Here is a 17928-nt window from a genome sequence, read left to right as displayed (position 1 = left end):
TCCCGTCCATCGGCGGCGAACCGTCAATCGGGACATTCCGCCGAGGACGGACGGGAGCTTTTACCGTCGGCCCTACTTCGCGATGCGCAAATCCAACCCTTGCTCGGCGAACTCGTCGATTTGGTTCGGCTTGATGCCGTCGTCGGTGATGAAGGCGTCGATATGCTCCGGGCTCGCGAACTGCACGAACGAATTGACGCCGATCTTCGAGCTGTCGCAAAGCACGATGACCTGGGACGAGATTTTCACCATAATTCGCTTGATCTCGGCCTGGTTGATGTCCGGCGTCGTGCAGCCCTTCTGCAGGCTGAAGCCGTTCGTGCCGAGGAACACCTTGTCCACGTTCAGCTCGGCCAGCAGGTTGGCCGCGAACGGGCCGATCGTGCAGTGGAACTTCTTGCGCAGCGTGCCGCCGATGACGACGACCTGGACGCCGTCGAAATCCTCGAGGCATCTAGCGATCTCGATGTCGTTGACGATGGCGGTAACGTTCCGCTTATCCCGCAGCAGCTTCGCCAGCTCGTACGTCGTCGTCCCCGTGTCCAGTATAATGATGTCGCCGTCCTCGATCAGCTCCGCGGCTTTCCGGGCGACGGCTTGCTTTTGTTTATGGTTTTTGATCGTCTTGTTATGGTTGTCCAGCTCGAAGCCGACCTTGAGCGTGTCGGGCGGGATCGCGCCGCCGTGCGTCCGCTTGATCAGGCCGTTCGCTTCCAGGTCCCGAAGATCGTTGCGGATCGTCGCGGGCGACACTTGGAAATGCGCGATCAAATCGGGCACGAGCACCTTGCCGCGCTCCTGCACGAGCTGCACGATTTCCATTTTCCTCTCCTCGGCGAACAGCACGTCCTTCGCGAGCTCCTTCGAATTCATGCCTTCCATGTCCATTCCTCTTTTCTGAGCGAAGAATGCTTCCTATTATAGCATATATCGTCAGCGTTCACTATTATCTGTTATTATGCGAAAAAGAACGAGAACGAAATCGACAAAAAGTAATTGACGATAACCAAAATGATAAAATATAATAACATAGAATAATAAAGAACAATAAATGCAGGGCGAATTCAACCGGACAGAAGGGGAATGGCCATGGGCGTCAAAGACATTAACGTAGCGGTCATCGGCGCGGGGCGCGCGGGTCTCATCCACGCGCATAACTTCCGCAAGAGCGTGCCGTACGCGAGACTCGCGGCCGTCGTCGATCCGAACCGGGCGGCGGCGGAGCGGGCGGCCAAGGAGCTCGGCGTCGAGACGTGGTACGGCGACTACCGCGAAGCGCTTCGGGACGACGGGATCGACGCGGTCGTCGTCGTGACCCCGACGATCTATCATCGGGACATCGTCGTCGACGCGGCGCGAGCCGGCAAGCACGTCCTGTGCGAGAAGCCGATGGCGATGAACGCGGAAGAGTGCGAAGCGATGATCGAGGCGGCGAAGGACGCGAAGGTCAATCTGCAGATCGCGTTCATGCGCCGGTTCGACGCCAGCTTCCAAGAGGCGAAGGCGCGGCTGGACGCCGGGGAGATCGGCGAGCCGGTGCTCATCCGGTCGCTCACCCGAGGGCCGAGCACGCCGCAGCCTTGGATGTACGACTTGAAGAAGAGCAACGGTCCGCTCGCAGAGGTGAACAGCCACGACATCGATACGCTGCGCTGGTTCAGCGGGGCGGAGTTCGCGGAGGTGTACGCGATCGCCGGCAACTACCGTTGTCCCGAGGCGGCGGAGACATACCCGGACTTTTACGATAACGTGCTGCTGACGGCCCGATTCGACGACGGGCGGCAAGGGGTGATCGACGGCGCGCTGTCGGTCCAGTACGGTTACGATTCGAGAGTGGAAATTCTCGGGACGGAGGGCGTCATTTTCATAGGGCAGCTGCACGAGAAGACGATCGTCACCGCGAGACGGAACAAGGAAATCACGAGACCCTTCATGAACAGTTGGAGACATCTGTATAAGGACGCGTATTTGGCGGAGGACATCGACTTCGTGCAGAGCATTCTAGAGCAGCGGTCCCCGAAGGTGACGGGCCGCGACGGGATGATGGCGGTGAAGGTGGTCGAAGCGGGCAACCGCTCGATCCGGGAGTCGGCCGTCATTCGATTGTCCTAACCATTACGACTTCCAAGGAAGGAGCATGCCTTATGCTAGCCGCCCAGATGACCGGGGTTCGGAAGGTGAAGGTGCGGGACATTCCCGTGCCGGAGATCGGCGACGACGAGCTGCTGGTCCAAGTGAAGAGCGTCGGAATATGCGGAACGGATTTGCGAATGATCGGGAACGGATTCCCGGGCATCGACGAGGAGCATCCTCGGGTGCTCGGCCATGAAATCAGCGGCGTCATCGCGCAGGTCGGACGACGCGTCGCCGCATACAAGGAAGGACAACGCGTCGCGATCGCGCCGAATATGGGCTGCGGCGTATGCCGCCATTGCGGACGGGGCGATCAGCATCTATGCGCGAGCTATTCGGCGCTCGGCGTTCAGATCGACGGCGGCTTCGCCGAATACGTCCGGGTGCCGGCCGCCGCGGTGCGGTCCGGCAACGTCTTCGCGCTGCCGGACCATGTGAGCTTCGACGCGGCGGCGATCAACGAGCCGTTGTCCTGCGTCTATAACGGGCTCAAGCAATGCCCGGTCGCCGTCGGCGACGACGTGCTCATCATCGGCGCGGGCCCGATCGGCATCATGTACGCCATGATGGCGAAGCGCTCCGGCGCGGCGCGCGTCTTCGTCGCGAACCGGAGCAAGGGCCGGCTCGAGCTGGCCAAGTCGATCGACGGCAGCTTCGTCGCGGTGGAGGCTTCGCGGCTGCGGGAGACGATTCTCGACCTGACGGACGGGGAAGGGGTCGACGTCGCGGTGACGGCGAATCCGTCGCCGGAGGCGCAGCAGCTGGCCGTCGAGTTGACGGCGATGAACGGCAAGATCAACTTCTTCGGCGGGCTGCCGAAGGATAAACAGATCGTCCCGATCAACACGAATACGGTACACTATAAGCAGATTTTGCTGACGGGTTCGACGAAGGCGAATAATGAACATTTTCGAAGCACGTTGAAAATGATCTCCTCCGGCCTTCTCGACGTCAGCCGGCTGGTCACGGCGCGATATCCGCTGAGCCGATTCGAGGAAGCGCTCGAGAACGCCTCGAACGGCAGCGGGATGAAGACGGTCATCGCGTTCGATTAACGATCCGGCTAATGAAAGCTACGGAAGGACGAGGTGGGAGCGTGACGGAGCGGAACGGCAACATCCCGTGCGTGGCGAGCGTCGACATCGGCACGCAAGGCACGAAGGCGGCGCTGCTGACGCGGCGCGGCGACATCTTGGCGTCGGCGTTCGTGCCGTCGAAGCTCATTCGAGGAAGCGGGGGGCAGGTGGAGCAGCGTCCGGACGACATGCTGCAGGAGTTCGTCGAAGCGGTCGCAGCCTGCGCCGCCAAGCGGCCGGACGCCGCGGTCGAGGCGGTCGCGCTGAGCGGACAGATGGCCGGCGTGATGGGTATCGACGCGCGCGGGGAAGCCGCGACGCCGTACGATTCTTGGCTCGATACGCGCTGCGAGTCGCAATTCGATCGAATCAAGGCGCTCGGGGAAGCGGCGGTCATCGCCGAAACCGGCTGCCCGATTACGTACGCGCACGGTCCGAAGACGCTGTGGTGGAAGCGCGAGCGGCCGGACGCGTACCGCGCGATCGCGAAGTTCGTCGTGCCGACGGCGTACGTCGCCGGCCGGCTGACGGACGCGAAGGCGGACGATGCGTATATCGACTACACGCATCTGCATTTCTCCGGCTTCGCCGATGCGGCGGCTGGCGGATGGTCGGCCTCGCTGCTCCGCGAGCTGGACGTCGAGCCGTCGAAGCTGCCGCGGGTCGTCAGCCCGTGGGATCGCGTCGGCGGCCTGACGGCCCGGTGGGCCGACGCGTGCGGGCTTCGCGAAGGGACGCCCGTGCTCGCCGGCTGCGGCGACACGGCCGCTTCGACGCTCGGCGCCGGCATCGTGCGCCCGGGCATGCTGTTCGACGTCGCCGGCACGGCGTCCGTGCTGGCCTGCTGCGTCGACGCGTATCGACCGGACACGGAACATAAGACGTTGATGTTCGCGCGCTCGGTCGTGCCGGGCCTCTGGGCGCCGCTCGCGTACATTAACGGCGGCGGCCAATGCATCGCGTGGTTCCGGGACCAGCTGAAGAGCGAAGCGGGCGGCGGACCGGCGTTCGACGACTTGAACCGCGGCGCGGAGGCGTGGGCGCCCGGCTGCGACGGGCTGCACTTCGTCCCTCACTTCGGCGGACGGGTATGCCCGAACAACGCGCTGCTGCGCGGCGCATGGGCGGGGCTCAACTGGGGGCACGACAAATACGCCATGTACCGGTCGATCTTGGAATCGATCGCTTACGAATATCAGATCTACTTGGACATCTTGGCCGATTCGCTTCCGGGCGTCCGGTTCGACGAGGTGCGGGTCGTCGGCGGCGGAGCGAAGGGGGCGACGTTCAACAAGATCAAGGCGAACGTGCTCGGCGTACCGTACGCGACGCTGCGCGAGTCGGACACCGGCCACCTCGGCAATCTGCTGATCGCCGGGTACGCGCTCGGGTGGCACGACGACTTCGCGGGCGAAGCCGATCGGCTGGTCGCCGTGCGGGAGCGGTTCGAGCCCGAGGCGGACGCGGTCAGGGCGTACCTGGAGCCGAAGCGCCGCTACCCGGCGCTACTCGAGAAGATCGCCGAGCTGCAGAGCTTACTCAAGGAACGCATGGAATGACGCCGAGGAGGCGGTGTATCCGAAATTCCGCATCGTCGATTTTTTTCTAATGTAGAAATTTATCTACGATGTGCGAAATCGTATGTACCCCACGCAGCGGCAACGAACGAATCGAGGAGGAACGCAGACCATGAAACTACCGGAACCGGCCGAGCGGCCGACGATGTATTTTATCGGCGTGACGACCGGCCAATCGTCGATCATGAAGCTGTTCCCGCCGTGGGCGGAAGCGCTCGGCCTGAACGACGCCGTCATCAAGGGAATCGATATCGCCATTCACGCCGATCCGGCGACGTACGTCGAATGCGTGGAGTTCATTAAGCGGGATCCGCTGTCGCTCGGCGCGCTCGTCACGACGCATAAGATCGATCTGTACCACGCGGCGCGGGACGTCTTCGACGCGTTCGACCCGTACGCCGAATCGTTCGAGGAGGTGTCCTCGATCTCGAAGCGCGGCGGCCGCTTGATCGGCCACGCGAAGGATCCGATCACGAGCGGTCTCGCGATGGAAGCGTTCATCCCGAAGGGGCACTGGGCCGCGGGCGGCGAGGCGTTCCTGATGGGCGCCGGCGGCAGCGCGCTCGCGATCGCCTCGTGGCTAACCGACCCGGCGCGCGGCGGCGACATCCCGTCGAGGATCGTCGTCAGCAATCGAAGCGAGCCGCGGCTGCGGTCGGCCGAGAAGCTGCTCGGCCGGATCGATACGCCCGTGCGCTTCGAATACGAGCTGTGCCCGGCGCCGGCGGACAACGATGCGGTGCTCGCGCGGCTTGCCCCGGGCTCGCTCGTCGTGAACGCGACGGGGCTCGGCAAAGACCGCCCGGGCTCGCCGCTGACGGACGCCGCCGCGTTCCCGGAGGGCGGCCTCGTCTGGGAGCTGAACTACCGCGGCGAGCTCGATTTCATGCATCAGGCGAACCGGCAGAAGGCGGCCCGCGGCCTGCACGTCGAGGACGGCTGGATTTACTTCCTCCACGGCTGGACGCAGGTCATCGCCGAAGTGTTCGACCTCGAGATGACGCCGGAGCGGTTCGCCGCTTGCGAGCGGATCGCCATGAGTCAACGGAAATAAAGACGAGAACGAGGAGGAATCGCCATGTCCGCGAACACGCGCGCGCACGACGCGACGACCGGCGGGACGCCGGCGGCGCCGGCGCCGTTCGGCGTCTATTTTAGCCTCAATAACGGATTGTCCGATACGAAGCCGTCTTTGAAGCGTCACCTCTCCAAGATGTCCGGCATGTACGCCGACGACGACGCTTACCGCGCGATGTTGGAGAAGGAAGACACGCTGCTCTATGAATTTTACGACCTCGGCGTGCCGGAGGCGGAGGGCAACCTAGCGTTCGGCACGAGCATCGTATATCCCGGCAAGGTCGGGGACGAGTATTTCATGACGAAGGGGCATTTTCATACGATTCTAGATACTTCGGAAGTGTACTACTGCATCGGCGGCAAGGGATTTATGTTGATGGAAAACCCAGAGGGCGACGTACGGATCGAAGCATTTTCGCCCGGACGCGCCGTGTACGTGCCCGGACGGTACGCGCATCGCAGCATTAACGTCGGGCCGGAGCCGCTGATCACGTTCTACGTGTTCCGGGCCGACGCCGGCCACGACTACGGCAGCATCGAGACGAAGGGCTTCCGCAAGATCGTCATGGAGCGGGACGGCGCTCCGGTCGTCGTCGATAACCCGAAGTGGAAGTGATGCGAGCGATGACCGCGCAAACCTATAAAGTGCTGGTGACGCCGCGATCATTCGGCAAAAACGACCCGGAGCCGTACCGCCTGCTGGAGCGGGCCGGCTTCGAGATCGCCCGCAACCCGCACGGGCGGATCCTGACGCGCGAGGAGATGCGCGCCGCCGCGCGGGACGCGGACGCGATCGTCGTCGGCGTCGATCCGCTCGACCGCGGCGTGCTGGAGGCGGCGCCGAAGCTGAAAGCGGTTGCGAAGTACGGCGTCGGCACGGATAATATCGACATGGAGTATTGCCGCGAACGCGGCATCCGCGTCACCGTGACGACCGGCGCGAACGCAGAGGCGGTCGCCGACTTCGCGCTCGCGCTCATGCTGGCGGCGGCGCGTCGGATCGTGCCGATCGACGCGGGCTGCCGGCGCCTCGAGTGGGGGAAGGTGACCGGCGTCGATCTGCACCGCCGCACGCTCGGCCTCGTCGGCATGGGGCAGATCGGCAAGGGCGTGGCGCGGCGGGCGCGCGGCTTCGATATGCGCATTCTCGCGTACGATCTGGCGCGGGACGAAGCGTTCGCGCGCGAGACCGGCGTCGAGTACGTCGACAGCCTGCATGAGCTTGCCGCAGCCTCCGACTTCGTCAGCCTGCACCTTCCGCTGACGCCCGCGACCCATCGGCTGTTCGGAGCGGAGCTGCTCGCGCTTATGAAGCCGACGGCCGTCCTCGTCAATACGGCGCGCGGCGGCCTCATCGACGAGGACGCCTTGTACGACGCGCTGAAACAAGGCAAAATTTGGGGAGCGGGCCTAGACGTGTTCGAACAGGAGCCGCCGGCGAACCGAGCGCTGCTCGAGCTGGATAATTTGGTGATCGGCTCGCACACGGCCGCTTCCACGTTTCAAGCGATCGACAATATGGGGGTTATGGCCGCGAGATCGTTGGTCGACTTTTTCCGAGGGGGAACGAACGAATGAAGCTTGGGATACATGCGTACGCTTGGTGCTCGCAATGGACGAACGACACGCTGGACCTGATCGACCGCGTGAAGGGGCTCGGCCTCGATTTCATCGAAATTCCGCTCATGACGCTCGACACGTTCGATGCGGCGGCGGTGAAGGCCCGGCTCGACGCCGTCGGTCTCGAAGCGGTCACGTCGACCGTTCTGCTCGGCGACACGGACATTACGAGCGGGGACGCGGCCATCCGGGCGAAGGGGCTGCAGTACCTTAAGGATTGCGTAGACGCGACGCACGCCATCGGGGCGACCAGCTTCTCGGGCGTCGTCTACTCGCAGCATGTGAAAGCGGCCAAGTCGCGGCCGACCGAGGAAGAGTGGGCGTGGGCGGCGGAGGCGCTGCGGGAAGCGGCGCGGTACGCGCAGCGCGTCGGCGTCACGATCGGACTCGAGCCGGTAAACCGGTACGAGTCGTATCTCGTCAACACGTGCGAGCAGGCGCTGCGTCTCAAGGAGATGATCGGCGAGCCGAACATCCGGGTGCATCTCGACACGTACCATATGAACATCGAGGAGAAGAGCTTCTACGAGGCGACGAAGCGCGCGGGCGAGGATCTCATTCATTACCATCTTTGCGAAAACGACCGCGGCATCCCCGGCACCGGCCTCGTCGATTGGGACGGCATCTTCCGGGCGCTCGGCGAATTGAAGTATGACGGCTATGCGGCGCTCGAATCGTTCGTCGACGTGACCGACAATATGAATACGTGGGTATGGCGGCAGCTGGCGCCGAACGGCGACGCGCTCGTTCGCGAAGGCGTCGCGTTCATCAAGGGCAAGATGGCTCAATACGGCCTGGAATAAGAGAGGGGAACGAAGCACATGACGCATACGACGTATCCGAAAATCGGCATCCGCCCGATCATCGACCGACGCAAGCTCGTCAAGGCGGCGACCCGCCACGTGACGCTGGGCCTCGCGAACGAGGTCGCTTCGTTCCTGAGCGCGAACCTGCGCTATCCGAACGGAGAGCCGGTCGTCTGCGTTCTTGCGGACGATTGCATCTCCGGTATGCCGGAGGCGGCGCGGGCGACGGAGAAGTTCCGCCGCGAGGGCGTCGGCCTCGTCGTCACGGTCGCGTCGGGCTGGTGTTACCCGCTCGAGACGATGGAGATGAACGCGGAATGGCCTCACGCGATCTGGGGCTTCAACGGCACGGAGCGGCCGGGCGCCGTCTATCTCGCCGCGCTGCATGCCGCGCATAACCAGAAAGGCTTGCCCGCCTTCAAAATTTACGGCCGCGAAGTGCAGGACATGGACGACGACAGCGTTCCGGAGGACGTCCGCGCGAAGCTGCTGCAGTTCGCGAAGGCGGGTTTGGCCGTCGCGACGCTGCGCGATAAGGCGTATTTGTCGATCGGCTCCGTCTCGATGGGCATCGCGGGCTGCATCGTCGACGATTCGTTCTATCAGCGGTACCTCGGCATGAAGAACGCTTACGTCGACATGACCGAGGTGACGCGGCGCATCGATAACGGGATCTACGATCCGGCGGAATACGAGCGCGCGCTGCGGTGGGTGAAGGATAACTGCGCCGAGGGCGAGGATCCGAATCCGGCGGAGCTGCAGATCGCGCGGGACGCCAAAGACCGGAATTGGGAAACCGTCGTCAAGATGGCGCTGATCGTACGGGACTTGATGGTCGGCAACCCGAAGCTGGCGGAGATGGGCTACGAAGAAGAAGCGTACGGGTACCATGCGATCGCGGCGGGCTTCCAAGGCCAGCGCGAGTGGACGGATCACTTCCCCAGCGCCGACTTCCTCGAGGCGATTCTGAACTCGTCGTTCGATTGGAACGGCACGCGGCCGCCCTACATCGTAGCTACGGAAAACGACAACCTGAACGCGGTCACCATGCTGTTCAACCACTTGATCTCGCACACGGCGCAAATTTTCGCCGACGTCCGCGCGTATTGGAGCCCGGAAGCGGTGAAGCGCGTGACCGGGGAGACGCTGCAAGGAGACGCCGCGAACGGCATCCTGCACCTGATCAATTCCGGTCCGGCGGCGCTGGACGGCACCGGCGAGCAGACGGTCGACGGCCGGCCGGCGATGAAGCCGTTCTGGGACATTACGCCGGATGAGGTCGACGCGTGTCTGAAGGCGACGTCCTGGCGCCCGACGTATATGGATCAATTCGCCGGCGGCGGATACTCGACCGATTTCCTGACGAAGGGCGGCATGCCGGTCACGATGAGCCGCATCAATCTCGTCGAAGGGCTCGGCCCGGTGCTGCAGATCGCCGAGGGCGTCACCGTCGAGCTACCGGCGCATGTGCACGACAAGCTCGATTTGCGCACGACGCCGACATGGCCGACGACGTGGTTCGCGCCGAACCTCGTGCCGGGCGATCCGGTATTTTCCGACGTCTACGACGTGATGGAAAACTGGGGCTCCAACCATTGCGCGATCAGCTACGGACATATCGGCGGCGAGCTGATCACCCTCGCGTCGATGCTCCGCATTCCGGTCAACATGCATAACGTGCCGCGGTCGCGCGTGCTCCGTCCGAGCGCTTGGAGCGCGTTCGGCACGAAGGATCCGGAGGGCGCCGACTACCGCGCCTGCGCGGCGTACGGTCCGCTGTACAAGTGACGGGCGGGGCAGGCGGCTTCGTCCGGACGGTGCGGGGGGACATTCCGAAGGCGGCGCTCGGCTTCTGCCACAGCCATGAGCACGCGTTCTTAGCGGACGGTCATCCCGCGACGTTGAACCCCGCGCTGCGCATCGACGATTACGCGGCGACGGTCGCCGAGCTGCGGGATTTTCGCGCGGCGGGCGGCCGGGCGATGATCGACTGCCAGCCGCTCGGCTGCGGGCGGATGGAGCGAGCGCTCGTCGCCGCGTCAATGGAGACGGATGTGCATCTCGTCGCGTCGACGGGGTTTCATAAGCTCGCGTTTTATCCGGACGCTCATTGGGTACGGACGTATTCGGAGGAGCGGCTGCGGGACGTCTTCGTCCACGAGGTCGCGGTCGGGATGTACGAGGGGACCGACGCGGCCGAGCTTGCGGCGGCATTCCTGGAAGCGCGAGCCGGGGTCATCAAGACGGCGGTCGACCGCGACCGGATGGCGGATCCGGACAAGCGTTGGTTCGCAGCCGCCGCGGCCGCGTCGATCGCGACGGGCGCGCCGATCGTCTGCCACACCGAGACGCACGAGGAAGCGATCTGGCTCGCCTATTATTATTTGGAGCGCGGCGTGCGGCCGGACAACGTCGTGTTATGCCATCTCGACCGGACGACGGCGCGGCCGGAGACGCATCGAGAGCTTGCGAAGCTCGGCGTGTACCTCGAGTACGACACGATCGGCCGTTTCAAGTATCACTCGGACGAGGATGAAGCTCGTTTGCTTTTGCAGCTGCTTGAGTGGGGGCTGGAGAATCGCATCCTGCTCGGTCTCGACACGACGCGCGCCAGGCTGAAGCATTACGGCGGAGCTATCGGCTGGACGTATTTGATCGAGACGTTTCTCCCGCTGCTTGCGCGGTTCGGCGCCTCTGACGAAGCGATTCGGCGATGGATGGTCGACAATCCCGCCGAGGCGTTCGCGTTCAAGCCATGAGCATCGCAGCCCGGTCGCCGTCGTCGTGGTTAAGGAAAGTCATAGAAATCAGGGCATAGGGAATTGGTTGATAAGTTTTCTGGAGAATGGGGCCGCAACAATGGATATTTCGGAATGAAACTGCTATCTCACCCCAGTCGAGTGAATGTTCACAAGTTTTACGAAAGACGAGGGTACTATCGTCTCGGTTAGCTCAGTCCCTTAATGCCAGAAGTGAGCTGCGGCAGCCGGACAGACCCCCGATCGACAGCCTTTTCCCGTTGAAGGGGGCGGAGCATGGGATTTGTCCATCGCTCCGCCGGTGTTATCGGGTTACTCTGCAATGATATGAATGCTTTCCTCCGGTTGGTTCCAGTCAACCTGTGCGCCGAGCGTCTCGCTGATGAATCGAAGGGGCAAGTACGCGCTTCCGTTAATAATGAACGGTTCGTTTTCCAATTCAACCAATTGGCCATTGAGCAATACTTCCCCGTTGGCATAATGAATTTCGATCATTAAGTCCGGATGGTCCATTCCGGTTCGTTGGATCGTCACCGTCTGCGTCGGATGGTCCCAAGATATCGTTGCACCCAACTGTTCGAAGACGGAACGAAGCGGGATGAAGGCTTGACCTCCTTGCAACATAATGCCGTTGGCTAATTGTACCGGTTTCTCATTGAGGCGTAAGCTGATCGGTCGTTGTAACGCAACGGGTCTTTCGAAGGCGGATTCATAATTCCCGGTTCCGAGCTGAGCGCGGTCGTTTGCCCCCCAACCGAATAACGTCCCATCCTCCTGCTGCATGATGATGTGGGACCATGCAGCCTCCAGATGTTGGATGTTAGAGGCAAGCAGACGGAAGCTCAGAGAACCGTCCAACTTCTCCACGTTGATCGAAGCCTCGAGGACGCGGTCGTCAAGAGTATGAACGATAAGCGAGCGATCGACGACATAGGCATGGGTCGCTAGATCGATCTGTTCGAGCAAAATCGGTGTCTTATGATCGTGAGGGGTGGTGCCGTCCGAGAACCCGGTGACGGTCGCTCCCCAAAACCACACCTGGCCTTGATTGTCGACAGCCACGCTAGATCTCCCGTTCGTATGGATGGATTCGATCCCTTGCAACGCTGCGACCTGTTCAGGTTCGCCGGGGCCATCTTCCGACCAAGCGGTAGGCAGCGTCCAGACGCTCCCGTCTTCCTTTAATGCAAGATTGCGATCGATGTCAACCGTGCCATCTAGTAGAGGGACTCGTTCCCAAGCATCTGCGTCCGCCTGTCCTCTCCACACGGTCCCGTCATTCTTTAGAAACAGCCACATCGGTTGATAGACCCACGGGTGCCGATGACTCTCAACAACGTAGCCGCCAATATCCTTGACGTCATCCATAGCGGCCATGGGCTGAATACGGTCTAACCGATCGGGAATAGAGAGATCTTGCTCTGGCTCCTTCGGAGCCGCATAAACCTTCCCTTCCCGATCCAGGAACAGCGATCTGCCATAGCCGTAATACACTTCTTCCAGGTGATGCAATGCCTTGACCGGGTACACTTCATACTCTAAGGAGTAGAATTGCTTTGAAACTAAGTATACTTTCCCTTCTTCAGTGACGACATAATCCTGCACGGCTTTCTTCACGTCAGATAGTTCGACGAGCTGCGTAGGTACGGTCCTGCGATCCCCCCACATCCAATAGGACCCGTCCGGTTTGATTAAATGAGAGGTTCCGAATGAACTGATGTTGGATGCATCCGCAACAGGTGTACAGACGAATGGTACTGTTAGGAAAACCGCGAATAACAATCTTGCAATCCACCGCTTCAAATCATTTCTCCTCCTGCCCAATAGCAATTTATGGTGATATTTACTAAACGCGCAATAAGTCTAAAAGTTTCCGTGGCTCAAATCTAGAAGGAAAAGATGGAGGGAAAACACAAACTTCACTTGGATTAACGAGGAACTATCGGAAGGTTAGTCTTAAGAGCGATGGATAAGGATTCGCATATTCGGCTATTAAATGGCCATGTCGAAGCTTGGAAATCATAGGCGACGAAAAGCCACTCCACGGTAACGGAGGCATGTCAAAAGTTCTTAGCGGACCAGGAGAACCTTCGCATATGTGCAACACAATCGCAAATTCCGACTCTAGAGATAAACACAGATGAAACAGACTGGGACTCTTATGCAAGTATGTTTGTCTCAGAAGCAATCAAGCAATACCCTATGAATTGTTAAACACATCGAGTATAATCCAATAACTGGGTTCTGTAAGATCATTCGAACGGCATTAATCGGATCTTCGCGGGGGAGGCATGGTAATGAAACTGATAACGGAACGATTAACGATTAGGGATTTTGTTTTCGATGACTGGAAGGAGGTTCATGCCTATGCCTCTAGCTCATTGGTCGCGACCCATATGATCTGGGGGCCGAATACGGAAGCCGAAACGCAGTCGTTCATCGAACGGACGTTCGAAATGCAAAATCAAACCCCGCGTAAAGACTACGAGTTAGCCGTTACGCTTTCCTCCGGCGGAGAACTGATCGGCGGAGTGGGTCTTCATGTGGAGGCCGTTGGGGTGGGGGAGATAGGGTATTGTTTGAATCCGCAATATTGGCGTAAGGGATTCGCGAGCGAAGCCGCGCGCGAAATATTGCGCTTCGGCTTTTCCGATTTGGGGTTGCACCGAATGTATGCTACCTGCAGGCCGGAAAATGTAGGATCCGCAAGCGTGATGAAAAAAATCGGTATGACCTATGAAGGGCATTTGCGCGAGCATCTCTTTGCAAAAGGGAAGTGGCATGATTCTTATCAATATTCCATTTTAGCCAAGGAATGGTTTGCGTTAGAGAAGGGGTAATCGAGCGACAGGTTCGCCTGAGCAAATGAAATCAGGTAAGAAAGGAGCGGGAAACCGATTCCCGCTCCTCTCCGCCTCAATTTACGTTTTAGCTGCGTTGGAAAAACTCGATCCACTCGCCGTCCGGTCCGTAGAAGAAGAAATACCGGTATCCGTTCGGCAGCGTCGTGATTTCGGTATCGATCAGCCGAACCTCGGACGCTTGAAGCCGGCCGAATTCCGCTTCGACGTCGTCTACGGCGAACGCGGCGTGATGCACTTTGCCTTCGGCGGGCAGCTTGTCGTTGTAGCCTTGAATGAGCTCGAGCTCGGTTTCGCCCTCGCGGCCGTAGCCGAGGAAGGCAAGTTCGATGACGCCGTTCGTATGCGTCAACCGGTCCTTCAATCGTAGACCGACGACCTCCGTGTAAAACCGAATCGAAGCGTCCATATTCGTTACCATGATGCCGACATGATCCATGCGATTGCTTGCCATAGTACCCTCCCGAGGTATGAGAAATGATACCATCATAGGCAACCTTCCACGAACTGTCAATGGTCGTCCGGACGCCCGTATCCGTCCTCTCCTTATACCGGCTGCGAGGCGCGCTCGCGCAGCTCCCGCTCGAGCCGTTCCTTCACGGAGTCGTTGCTGCCGCCGATCGAGGACCGGATTTCCCGGTATTCCCGCAGCACGTTGCGAATCGCGGAGCAGTCGTCGCGGTCCGCGAGCTCGCCCACGGTGTCGATGACCGACAGCGATAACGCCGCGCAGGCGTCGCGGAAGCTCGCGTCGGGATCCTCCGACAGTCGGTAGTCTTCGTAATACCGTTTCAAGCGTTGGATGAGCGTTTCGTCGCCCTTTTCGTACATGCGAATTCCCTCCTCTTCCTATTCTTACTATAAAATGTTCGACCCCGGCCGGAATTATGTGCGCGGCTCGTCCCGAATTGAGGTATAATCTAAGAAAGCGCATTACTTACGAACGACGAGACATTACGATTACGGACAAGGAGTCATCTTATGCTCATCGTGAACAACTTGGTCAAAAGCTACGGCGACACGCCGGTGTTGAAGGGAGTCGATCTGGAGGTGAACCGCGGCGATTTCGTCGCGATCATCGGCGGCAGCGGCAGCGGGAAGAGCACGCTTCTTCGGTGCATGGTCGGCAAGGAACGTCCGGACGGGGGAGACGTCGTGATGAACGGGGTCAACCTGACGCAGAGCAACTGGTGGACGCGGTGGGAAGCCAGCAAGGATTGGTCGGTGATCGGCTCGACGGATCAGCTGAACGGGCGCCGGACGGCGTTCCGCAACGTGGTGACGGGGCGCTTCCGTCAGTTTTCCTTTTGGCGGCAGCTGATCGGAGGCAAGCCGTCCGAGGAGGAGCATGTTCGCGCGATGGACTATCTCGAGCAGGTCGGTCTGCTCGATAAGGCGCTCCAGAAGGTTGAGAAGCTGAGCGGCGGGGAGAAGCAGCGCGTGTTGATCGCGCGGGCGCTGTCGCAAGGGGCGAAGCTGATCGTCGCGGACGATCCCGTCGTAGGCCTCGATCCGATTAACGCGGAGAAGATCATGGAGAGCTTCAAGGAGCTGTACCGCCGCGAGACCGTGACCGTCGTCTGCGCGCTGCAGAACATCGAGATGGCCGAGAAGTACGCCTCCCGCATCGTCGGCATCGCGGACGGGCGCGTCGCGCTCGATATTCGGGCTCGTCGGCTGACGGCGGCGGAGCGCAATAAGTTGTTATAGTTTGGAAAATGGCACAGGGGCGCTCCTCGTCGAGGAGTCGCCCCTGTCGTCGTTGTACCTATCCTTTGATATTGAACGCCGGCGATTTCCGATGCTTCGTCGCTTGTTCGTAAGCGTATGCGAACGACAATAATTTCGGTTCGGTAAACGCTCCGCTCGTCCACGTCAGCCCGAACGGCTTGCCGGAATCGTGGTATCCGGCGGGCACGGTGATGGACGGATATCCCGCCTTCGCCGGAGCGGCGACGCCCGTATGACCGGGGGAGAGAATCGCGTCCAACCGGTACCGGTCGATGAAGGCGTCGATCCCTTCGCGCTGAGAGAGGCGCAGGTCGCGCAGCTTGGCCCGAATATACTCCGCCTCCGTCAGCGTGCCGCTCGTCCGCTCCGCGGCCAACAGCAGCTGCTGACCGTACAACGCGACGCCGGGATTATGGAGCCGGTTGTACGCGATCAAGTCCTTAAGGGAGTGGATCGGAACGTGGGGGCCGAGCAGACTGAGGTAATGGTTGAACGCCGGTTTGAATTCGTACATTAAGACGGTTACATCCCATTTTTGCCGCTGCAGCTTGTTCAGGTCGTCGATCTCCACGAGGTCCGCTCCGAGCCGCCGCAGCGTCTCGAGCTCGCGCTCCAGCAGGCGGCGATCCTCCCGCTCGAGATCGGGGTAGTCGGCGTCTTTGGGAATGCCGATGCGAGCCCCTCGCAGTCCCCCTTCGTCCAAGCAGGGCAGGTAGTCGTCCAGCGCGTGGCCCATGCCCATTCGCGTGGAGACGTCCTCCTCGTCGAACCCGGCGATCGCGCTCAGCACGACCGCGGCGTCGGCTACGGTTCTCGTCATCGGTCCGATCGTATCGTGGGTCGGCGCGAGCGGAATCAAGCCGGTCCGGCTGACGAGTCCGATCGTGGGATCGAGGCCGACGATCGAATTTTCCACTGCGGGATTGATGATCGAGCCGAGCGTCTCCGTTCCGAGCGACACCGTCGTCAGGTTGGCGGCTACCGCGACGGCCGATCCGCAGCTGGACCCGCCGACGTCGAACTCGCCCGGTCCGTACGGATTGCGCACGATGCCGCCTCGGGAGCTGTAAGCGTTCGGCATCGATTCCGATACGAACTTCGCCATCTCGCTCATATTTGCTTTGCCAAGCACGATGGCGCCCGCTTGCCGCAGACGCCTTACGACGAAGGCGTCTTTCGCCGCGTACGAGTCCGCGAGCGCCATCGCGCCGGCGCTCGTGTGCAGCCGGTCCGCGGTTTCGATATTGTCCTTAAGCAGGACCGGAATTCCATGCAGCGGGCCGCGGGCTCCGCGAACCTCCCGTTCCCGATCCATCGCTTCCGCGATCGCGAGCGCATCGGGATTCCATTCCAGCACGGCGTTGAGCCGCGGACCGTTCTTATCGAGCTCGGAGATTCTCTCCATGTAATACAGCGTCAGTTCCTTCGCTCGGAACGATCCGTTCTCCATTCCTCGCTGCATCTCGAGAATCGTCGTTTCCTCGAAATCGATCAACGGATCTCCTCCTCTGCCAAGCCTTCGTCGGTTCTCAGTGTACCGCAATCCGTTCGTCCGTATTCCCCAGTCATTTCCTTGGAAATCGGGAGCTTTCGACACATAGTCCCCCCTTGGAACAATCAAACTAAACTCGATTGTCATTCGAAGGAGGAACCGTAATGTCGCAAGCGACGACCATTCAAAGCTCCGAATTTTTGACCGCCGTCAAGCATAGACGATCGTATTACGGGATCGGGAACAAGAAAGTCGTCTCGGAGGAGCGGATTCAAGAGATCGTCGGCGAGGCGGTCCTGCACACGCCGTCGTCGTTCAACTCGCAGAGCGCCCGGGTCTTGGTACTGTTCGGACAGCATCATGATAAGCTGTGGAGCATCACGACGGAGACGCTTCGCAAGATCGTGCCGGCGGATCAGTTCGATGCCACGCAGCAGCGAATGAACGGCTTCGCGGCGGGGTACGGCACGATTCTGTTCTTCGAGGACGAATCGGTCGTCGAAGGGCTGCAGCAGAAGTTCCCGACCTATAAGGACAACTTTCCGCTGTGGTCGCTGCAATCGAACGGGATGCTTCAATACGTCGTCTGGACGGCGCTCGAGCTGGAAGGGCTCGGCTGCTCCTTGCAGCATTACAATCCGTTGATCGACGACGAAGTGCGGTCCGCGTGGAACGTGCCGAAGGAGTGGAAGCTGATCGCGCAGATGCCGTTCGGCAATCCGACGCAGCAGCCGGGCGACAAGTCGTTCGAGCCGCTGGAGAAGCGGATGAAGGTGCATCAGTGAAAAGAAACGCC

At 60.8% G+C, this 17928-nt stretch carries 17 protein-coding genes; 12 read left to right on the top strand and 5 right to left on the bottom strand.

What is annotated here, in order from left to right; translation table 11 throughout:
* Window positions 1-72: 72 nt before the first annotated feature.
* On the bottom strand, window positions 73-882 hold the full coding sequence (locus FE782_RS24655; protein WP_238392651.1) for a DeoR/GlpR family DNA-binding transcription regulator: 810 nt from the start codon (window positions 880-882) through the stop codon (window positions 73-75).
* A gap of 207 nt (window positions 883-1089) precedes the next feature.
* Between FE782_RS24655 and FE782_RS24650 the strand changes: the two genes are divergently transcribed.
* The 9 genes from FE782_RS24650 to FE782_RS24610 all read left to right on the top strand — a co-directional run bounded on the left by FE782_RS24650 (window position 1090) and on the right by FE782_RS24610 (window position 11048).
* Window positions 1090-2112 (top strand): Gfo/Idh/MocA family oxidoreductase, encoded by a 1023-nt coding sequence (locus FE782_RS24650; protein ID WP_138197025.1) that lies wholly within the window; start codon window positions 1090-1092, stop codon window positions 2110-2112.
* 32 nt (window positions 2113-2144) lie between these two features.
* On the top strand, window positions 2145-3188 hold the full coding sequence (locus tag FE782_RS24645) for an alcohol dehydrogenase catalytic domain-containing protein (protein WP_138197024.1): 1044 nt from the start codon (window positions 2145-2147) through the stop codon (window positions 3186-3188).
* Between the two features lie 41 nt (window positions 3189-3229).
* Window positions 3230-4768 (top strand): xylulokinase, encoded by a 1539-nt coding sequence (locus FE782_RS24640; protein ID WP_158299526.1) that lies wholly within the window; start codon window positions 3230-3232, stop codon window positions 4766-4768.
* A gap of 130 nt (window positions 4769-4898) precedes the next feature.
* Window positions 4899-5840, top strand: coding sequence for a shikimate dehydrogenase family protein (locus FE782_RS24635; RefSeq protein WP_138197022.1), 942 nt, complete (start codon window positions 4899-4901; stop codon window positions 5838-5840).
* 24 nt (window positions 5841-5864) lie between these two features.
* Entirely contained in the window at window positions 5865-6479 is a 615-nt protein-coding gene (locus FE782_RS24630) for a glucose-6-phosphate isomerase (RefSeq protein WP_138197021.1), read from the top strand.
* Between the two features lie 8 nt (window positions 6480-6487).
* Window positions 6488-7441, top strand: a complete 954-nt coding sequence (locus FE782_RS24625; RefSeq protein ID WP_138197020.1) for a phosphoglycerate dehydrogenase — start codon at window positions 6488-6490, stop codon at window positions 7439-7441.
* The gene (locus FE782_RS24620) at window positions 7438-8286 is read left to right on the top strand and encodes a sugar phosphate isomerase/epimerase family protein (RefSeq protein WP_138197019.1); all 849 of its coding nucleotides are present in this window, start codon (window positions 7438-7440) and stop codon (window positions 8284-8286) included. The genes FE782_RS24625 and FE782_RS24620 overlap by 4 nt, the downstream gene beginning before the upstream one ends.
* 18 nt (window positions 8287-8304) lie before the next feature.
* Window positions 8305-10077, top strand: coding sequence for an L-fucose isomerase (locus FE782_RS24615; protein WP_138197018.1), 1773 nt, complete (start codon window positions 8305-8307; stop codon window positions 10075-10077).
* Complete coding sequence (locus FE782_RS24610; RefSeq protein ID WP_138197017.1) at window positions 10074-11048, top strand: phosphotriesterase family protein; 975 nt, start codon at window positions 10074-10076, stop codon at window positions 11046-11048. The genes FE782_RS24615 and FE782_RS24610 overlap by 4 nt, the downstream gene beginning before the upstream one ends.
* Before the next feature lie 312 nt (window positions 11049-11360).
* Here FE782_RS24610 and FE782_RS24605 read toward each other — a convergent pair whose 3' ends face one another.
* Window positions 11361-12851 (bottom strand): stalk domain-containing protein, encoded by a 1491-nt coding sequence (locus FE782_RS24605; protein WP_138197016.1) that lies wholly within the window; start codon window positions 12849-12851, stop codon window positions 11361-11363.
* Between the two features lie 494 nt (window positions 12852-13345).
* Here FE782_RS24605 and FE782_RS24600 point away from each other — a divergent pair, with 494 nt between their 5' ends.
* Window positions 13346-13888, top strand: a complete 543-nt coding sequence (locus FE782_RS24600) for a GNAT family N-acetyltransferase (protein ID WP_138197015.1) — start codon at window positions 13346-13348, stop codon at window positions 13886-13888.
* Between the two features lie 88 nt (window positions 13889-13976).
* Here the strand turns inward: FE782_RS24600 and FE782_RS24595 are convergent, their stop codons facing one another.
* Window positions 13977-14363: a VOC family protein gene (locus tag FE782_RS24595; RefSeq protein ID WP_138197014.1), complete on the bottom strand. Its 387-nt coding sequence runs from the start codon at window positions 14361-14363 to the stop codon at window positions 13977-13979.
* A gap of 92 nt (window positions 14364-14455) precedes the next feature.
* Window positions 14456-14740, bottom strand: a complete 285-nt coding sequence (locus tag FE782_RS24590; protein ID WP_138197013.1) for a hypothetical protein — start codon at window positions 14738-14740, stop codon at window positions 14456-14458.
* Window positions 14741-14890: 150 nt separating this feature from the next.
* Here FE782_RS24590 and FE782_RS24585 point away from each other — a divergent pair, with 150 nt between their 5' ends.
* Window positions 14891-15619 (top strand): phosphonate ABC transporter ATP-binding protein, encoded by a 729-nt coding sequence (locus FE782_RS24585; protein WP_138197012.1) that lies wholly within the window; start codon window positions 14891-14893, stop codon window positions 15617-15619.
* A gap of 58 nt (window positions 15620-15677) precedes the next feature.
* Here the strand turns inward: FE782_RS24585 and FE782_RS24580 are convergent, their stop codons facing one another.
* Entirely contained in the window at window positions 15678-17135 is a 1458-nt protein-coding gene (locus tag FE782_RS24580) for an amidase family protein (protein WP_238392650.1), read from the bottom strand.
* A 161-nt stretch (window positions 17136-17296) separates the two neighbouring features.
* Between FE782_RS24580 and FE782_RS24575 the strand changes: the two genes are divergently transcribed.
* Window positions 17297-17917, top strand: coding sequence for a nitroreductase family protein (locus FE782_RS24575; RefSeq protein WP_138197010.1), 621 nt, complete (start codon window positions 17297-17299; stop codon window positions 17915-17917).
* Window positions 17918-17928 lie beyond the last annotated feature (11 nt).

The sequence above is a fragment of the Paenibacillus antri genome (assembly GCF_005765165.1).
In the GTDB taxonomy this organism is placed as follows: domain Bacteria; phylum Bacillota; class Bacilli; order Paenibacillales; family YIM-B00363; genus Paenibacillus_AE; species Paenibacillus_AE antri.
This window is presented reverse-complemented; position numbering and strand designations above follow the sequence as displayed.

Bases quoted from the DNA above. Each gene is read 5' to 3' on its own strand.
- FE782_RS24595 (WP_138197014.1), bottom strand. From the start codon at position 14,363: ATGGCAAGCAATCGCATGGATCATGTCGGCATCATGGTAACGAATATG.
- FE782_RS24630 (WP_138197021.1), top strand. From the start codon at position 5,865: ATGTCCGCGAACACGCGCGCGCACGACGCGACGACCGGCGGGACGCCG.
- FE782_RS24650 (WP_138197025.1), top strand. From the start codon at position 1,090: ATGGGCGTCAAAGACATTAACGTAGCGGTCATCGGCGCGGGGCGCGCG.
- FE782_RS24575 (WP_138197010.1), top strand. From the start codon at position 17,297: ATGTCGCAAGCGACGACCATTCAAAGCTCCGAATTTTTGACCGCCGTC.
- FE782_RS24635 (WP_138197022.1), top strand. From the start codon at position 4,899: ATGAAACTACCGGAACCGGCCGAGCGGCCGACGATGTATTTTATCGGC.
- FE782_RS24625 (WP_138197020.1), top strand. From the start codon at position 6,488: ATGACCGCGCAAACCTATAAAGTGCTGGTGACGCCGCGATCATTCGGC.
- FE782_RS24585 (WP_138197012.1), top strand. From the start codon at position 14,891: ATGCTCATCGTGAACAACTTGGTCAAAAGCTACGGCGACACGCCGGTG.
- FE782_RS24590 (WP_138197013.1), bottom strand. From the start codon at position 14,740: ATGTACGAAAAGGGCGACGAAACGCTCATCCAACGCTTGAAACGGTAT.
- FE782_RS24615 (WP_138197018.1), top strand. From the start codon at position 8,305: ATGACGCATACGACGTATCCGAAAATCGGCATCCGCCCGATCATCGAC.
- FE782_RS24600 (WP_138197015.1), top strand. From the start codon at position 13,346: ATGAAACTGATAACGGAACGATTAACGATTAGGGATTTTGTTTTCGAT.
- FE782_RS24620 (WP_138197019.1), top strand. From the start codon at position 7,438: ATGAAGCTTGGGATACATGCGTACGCTTGGTGCTCGCAATGGACGAAC.
- FE782_RS24655 (WP_238392651.1), bottom strand. From the start codon at position 882: ATGGAAGGCATGAATTCGAAGGAGCTCGCGAAGGACGTGCTGTTCGCC.
- FE782_RS24645 (WP_138197024.1), top strand. From the start codon at position 2,145: ATGCTAGCCGCCCAGATGACCGGGGTTCGGAAGGTGAAGGTGCGGGAC.